At 70.9% G+C, this 4,764-nt stretch carries 5 protein-coding genes; 1 reads left to right on the top strand and 4 read right to left on the bottom strand.

Annotated elements, in window-relative coordinates:
* The 4 genes from MXD60_RS17835 to MXD60_RS17820 all read right to left on the bottom strand — a co-directional run.
* The coding region (locus tag MXD60_RS17835; RefSeq protein WP_248820442.1) for an alpha/beta hydrolase family protein at positions 1-373 on the bottom strand (373 nt) is incomplete at its 3' end.
* A complete protein-coding gene (locus MXD60_RS17830; protein WP_248820441.1) occupies positions 370-2,319 on the bottom strand; it encodes a flavin-containing monooxygenase in 1,950 nt (649 codons plus the stop codon). The genes MXD60_RS17830 and MXD60_RS17835, both read right to left, overlap by 4 nt.
* Positions 2,316-2,942 carry a PadR family transcriptional regulator gene (locus MXD60_RS17825; protein WP_248820440.1) on the bottom strand — a complete coding sequence of 209 codons (627 nt, stop codon included), beginning with the start codon at positions 2,940-2,942 and terminating at the stop codon, positions 2,316-2,318. The genes MXD60_RS17830 and MXD60_RS17825 overlap by 4 nt, the downstream gene beginning before the upstream one ends.
* Before the next feature lie 75 nt (positions 2,943-3,017).
* A complete protein-coding gene (locus MXD60_RS17820) occupies positions 3,018-3,773 on the bottom strand; it encodes a glucose 1-dehydrogenase (RefSeq protein ID WP_248820439.1) in 756 nt (251 codons plus the stop codon).
* A 246-nt stretch (positions 3,774-4,019) separates the two neighbouring features.
* On the opposite strand from MXD60_RS17820, the gene MXD60_RS17815 reads away from it, so the two are divergent.
* The gene (locus MXD60_RS17815; RefSeq protein WP_248820446.1) at positions 4,020-4,619 is read left to right on the top strand and encodes a TetR/AcrR family transcriptional regulator C-terminal domain-containing protein; all 600 of its coding nucleotides are present in this window, start codon (positions 4,020-4,022) and stop codon (positions 4,617-4,619) included.
* Positions 4,620-4,764: the final 145 nt, after the last annotated feature.

The raw sequence follows: 4,764 nt of genomic DNA, 5'->3' as shown, positions 1-4,764 counted from the left end.
CGAGCCGGTAGTCCGGGGCGACAACGACGAGGCCCAGCTCCGCGGCCCAGTCGAGCGGCTCGTGCACGCCGGTGCGGGCGTCGCCGAACACCATCCCGCCGCCATGCATGTAGTAGATGGCGGCGGCCGGCTCCCGCAGGTTGGCCGGCCGGCCGACCAGCAGCGACACGTCGGGCTCGCCGGGCGCCGTCACGGTCTCGATCGTGAACGCGCCGCCGGCGGAGAGCTCCTCCTCGCTGGGCGCCGCGCCGGATATCAGCTGGCGGAACAGGGGGATCTGCTCGGCTGTCATCGAGCGCGGCACATGGTCGCCGACGGCCTGGAGCACGGCCCCCAGCTCGGCGTCGAACGGGACAGGCGTTCCGGCGGTCACAGCGCGCTCCCGGTGATGAGGTAGTCCTCGCGGTCGAGCCGGCGGGTCCAGGCCCAGTAGGTGTCCAGCGGCCAGGGCGACAGCGTGAACACCTTGCCGGCGGGGTTCTTGTAATGGCTGTGCGTGATCGACGAGTGGGACCAGACGAGCTGGGAGATCTCGTTCTGGTACCGCTCGCTGTAGTCCTTGAGCGTCTCGGGCCGCACCTCGCAGGCGCTGGCGCCGGCCGTGAGCGTCTGGCGGATCGCGTCCATGGCGAAGTGGGTCTGGAACTCGGCGTGGTAGAAGAGGCTCGCGCCGGCGGCGAGGTTCGTGCCGGGCCCGTACATGCAGAACAGGTTCGGGAAGTTCGGCGCGGTGATGCCGAGGTGGGCCATCGGCTCGTCGCCCCACTGCTCGCGCAGCGACACCCCGTCACGACCGGTGACCTTCATGGTGGCGAGGAAGTCGTTGTGCCGGAAACCGGTCGCGTAGCAGATGACGTCGACGGGGTGGAAGGTGCCGTCGACGGTCTCGATGCCGTCGGGCCGGATGCGGCGGATCCCGGTGCGCACGAGGTCGACGTCCGGCCGGCGCAGGGTCGACAGCCAGCTTCCGTCGTCCTGCAGCACCCGCTTGCCCAGCGCCGGGTAGTCCGGAGTGATCTTGGGAAGCAGGTCGGCGCGGTCACCGATGATCGAGGTCATCCAGCCGAGCAGCAGCTCGGCGCGCTGCGCGTGGCCCGCGTTGATCGAGTGGGACGTCGGGTCGCCGTGGTTGGGGTCGATCCGGTAGGGCTCGACGCCGGAGGCGATGCCGGGGAACGACACGATGAACCGGAACCACCGGCCGTAGAACGGCAGGTGCCGCAGCGCCCAGTGCTCCCCGGTCGGCACCGCCTGGTGGTAGAGCATGTTCGGGATGACCCACTGCGCGGTCCGCTGGAAGATCGTCAGCTGCTCGACCGTGTCGGCGACCGCCGGGCCGATCTGGAATCCGCTGGCCCCCGCGCCGACCAGGGCGAACCGGGTGCCGGTGAGGTCGAGGTCCGCGGGCCAGCGGGTGGAGTGGAACGAGCGGCCCGCGAAGGTGTCCATCCCGGGGATGTCGGGGAGCCTCGGGATGTTGAGCGAGCCGACCGCGGAGATGACGAACCGGGGCCGCAGGGTCTCCCCCGCACCGTCCGGGCCGCTGGTCCGGACGTCCCAGCGGGCGTTCTCCTCGTCCCAGGTGAGCTCGTCGACGCTGGTGTCGAGGCGGAAGTGCGGCCACAGCTCGTACTTGTCGACGATGGCGCGGAAGTACGCCGCGAGCTCCGGCTGCTGGCAGTAGTACTCGCTCCAGTTGTGGTTCGGCTCGAACGAGTAGCAGTACTGGTGGCTGGCGACGTCGACGCGGGCGCCCGGGTAGCGGTTCTCCCACCACGTCCCGCCGGGGCCGGCGTTCTTCTCGATGATGGTGAACGGCAGGCCGGCCTGCCGCAGCCGGATCCCGGCGAGGATCCCGGCCATCCCGCCGCCGATGACCACGACGTCGGAGGCCGCCTTCACCTCGGCGGGGATCTCGTCCCCCCAGGTGATCTCGCCGTGGTCGCGGCCGTCGAACTGCAGGTCGTCGAGGGCGAGCCCGGCCAGCGAGCCCTCGATGGGCCGGCGGCCCATGAACGCGAGCAGCTCGCTGAGCAGCTCGGGGCTCGGCTCGTGCGGCACGCAGCCCGCGTCGCGGTAGGCGAGGATCGCCGGGACCGCGCGGCGGCGGATCTCGGCCTGCTCCTCGGCCGGCATCCCGTTCTGGATGTCCAGGGCGTTGGGGATCCGCGGCCCGATCTCCCCGCGGATCCAGGACGGATCCCCGGTCATGTGGACGAGCGAGCACAGCAGCGCCGGGACGCTGACATCCGCCAGCGCCGCCGTGATCGCCTCGGCGTCGTCGGCGAACGGATCCCCGGCATACGGGTTACGTGTCACTGTTGCCCCTCCTCCGACTTCGTGGACCGCTGTCCGGGTGCGGGGCTGCACAGCGCCCAGCGGGCGGTTTCGTCGGCGTCGTCCGGCAGGGCGACGCCCTCGGCCAGGGCGTCGGCGAGGTCGCGGAACACCTCGACGCGCGCGGCGGCCAGGCGTTCGCAGCAGCGCTCGACCAGCCCGACGTAGCCCAGCCCGGCGACCTCGGCGCGGGTGGCGCTGTACCGGACCTCCTCGAGCAGCGCCTCGGCGGCCACCTGTTCGGCGACGACGACGGCGCGCAGGGTGTCCGGGCTGACGACGTGGCCGATGGCCAGTTTGAGCAGCGCATGGTCCTTGACCATGGTCGGCGGCGTCGACTCGGAGCCGACCCAGGCCGCGAGAGCCGCGCGCCCGGACTCGGTGATCCGGTAGCGCTGGCGCCCCCGTGGCCCCTCGACGGCACCCACCGCCTCGACGAGGCCCAGCTCCTCGATCCGGCGCAGCTCGGTGTAGATCGCCGACTGCGCCGGGCTCCAGAAGTAGTAACGCAGGCTGTGGTCAGCCCATCGCTTCAGGTCGTATCCCGACAGTGCCTCGCCGAACGAGAGCAGCCCGAGGACGGCGTAACCGGTCGAGGAGAGCACATGAGGAACATAAAACTGTTTGACATATTGTGACCGTCACAATGTGATATACCTCACACAATCCGGACCTCTCGGTCAGGCCTGTGGTATCCGGCCGAGGGCCTCGCCGCCGTCGACCTTCAGCTGCGTCCCGCTGACGTAGGACGACGCGTCGGAGGCGAGGAACAGCACCGCCTCGGCGACCTCGTTCGGCTGGCCGACCCGGCCCACGGGCAGGCTGTCGAACCGGCCGGAGTTCTCCGGCGTCGGCAGCATGTCCGTCGCGATCGGACCGGGATGCACCGAGTTCACCCGGATGCCGTGCGGCCCGAGCTCCAGGGCCGACACCTGGGTCAGCCCGGTGACGCCGAACTTCGACGCCGCGTACGCACCGTGCGCCCAGTACGGCTGCAGCCCCGCGGTCGAGGAGATGTTGATGATCGAGCCGCCCCCGCTGGCCCGCATCGGCTCGATGGCGGCGCGGATCCCAAGGAACGTGCCGCGCAGGTTCACCGCAATGATCTTGTCGAAGCCGTCGTCCGTCTCCGTCTCGATGGTCCCCAGATGATGGACCGCGGCGTTGTTCACCAGGACGTCGAGGCGGCCGAACTCCGCGAGCGTGTACGCCATGACGTCCGCCCAGGACGCCGCCTGCGCCACGTCGTGGTGCCGCGCCCGGGCGTCATCGCCCAACTCCTTGGCCACCTCGGCCGCCAGGTCGTCGCGCACGTCGGCGAGCACGACCCGCGCACCCTCCGCGGCGAACAGCCGCGCCTCCTGCGCGCCCATCCCTCGCGCCGCACCGGTAATGATCGCAACCTTGCCGGCCAGCCGGCCACCCGCCGCACTCACAGGACCTCCCACATCCGCAGCTCCGCCCTGGATGCAGGGCGGTAGACCGATTAGACGACCAACGCGGCCTACGAGACAACGTCAACGTCGTTGATTATCATGGTGACCATCGACGACGACGAGCAGAACCCCGACCAGCACGACGATGCGGCGGACGCGCCCGACGGTCAGACCGACACACCCGAGGGCCGGCGCACGCGTCGGTCGCGGCGCACCCCGCGCGGCACGCTGTCGCGGGAGGTGCTGATGGCCGCCGCGATGCAGGTCGTCGACACACAGGGGGCGGGCGCCTTCAGCATGCGGGCGCTCGGGCGGTTCCTGGAATGCGACCCAACGGCGATGTACCGCCACTTCGTCACGAAGAACGCGCTGCTCGACGCGCTCGTCGACAGCGTCGTGCGCGACGGCGCGGCGAACCTGCCGGAGTCCGACGATCCGCGCGCCGACATCCGGACGAACTTCCGCCAGCTACGCCGCTCGCTGCTGGACCACCCCACGCTGGCCCCGCTCGTCCTGCGCCGCCCACCGGGCGTCGGCGCCTACTGGGAGCGCTCCGACCACGCCGTCGCCCAGTTGCACCGGGCGGGCATGGACCCCGTCGACGCCGCGAACGTGTACCAGACGCTGCTGTTCTACACCCTCGGTCACACCCTGTCCGAGGCTCGCCAGCTCGCCCGCGCGGTCGAGCAGGAGGGGGCGGGCGCCGACGGCGGCCCCGTCGCGGCGGTGCGACCGCCGGCCGACCGCCATCCGGACCTCTCCGACGTCGCGCCGCATCTGCGCGACGACAACGAGGCGCAGTTCCTCGCCGGCCTCGACCTGATCCTGCGCGACCTCCCCCGCTAGGTCCTCTCCACCGGGGCAAACCGGACACCGCGCCGTCTACAGCGACCAGCCGGCCAATGTGACTCTGCCGGCCAATGTGACTCTGCCGGCCAATGTGACTCTGCCGGCCAATGTGACTCTGCCGGCCAATGTGACTCTGCCGGCC

The sequence above is a fragment of the Frankia sp. AgB32 genome (genome assembly GCF_023243045.1).
Taxonomy (GTDB): Bacteria; Actinomycetota; Actinomycetes; order Frankiales; family Frankiaceae; genus Frankia.
The sequence above is the reverse complement of the archived record's forward strand: the minus strand, read 5'-3'. Positions and strand labels throughout refer to the sequence as shown.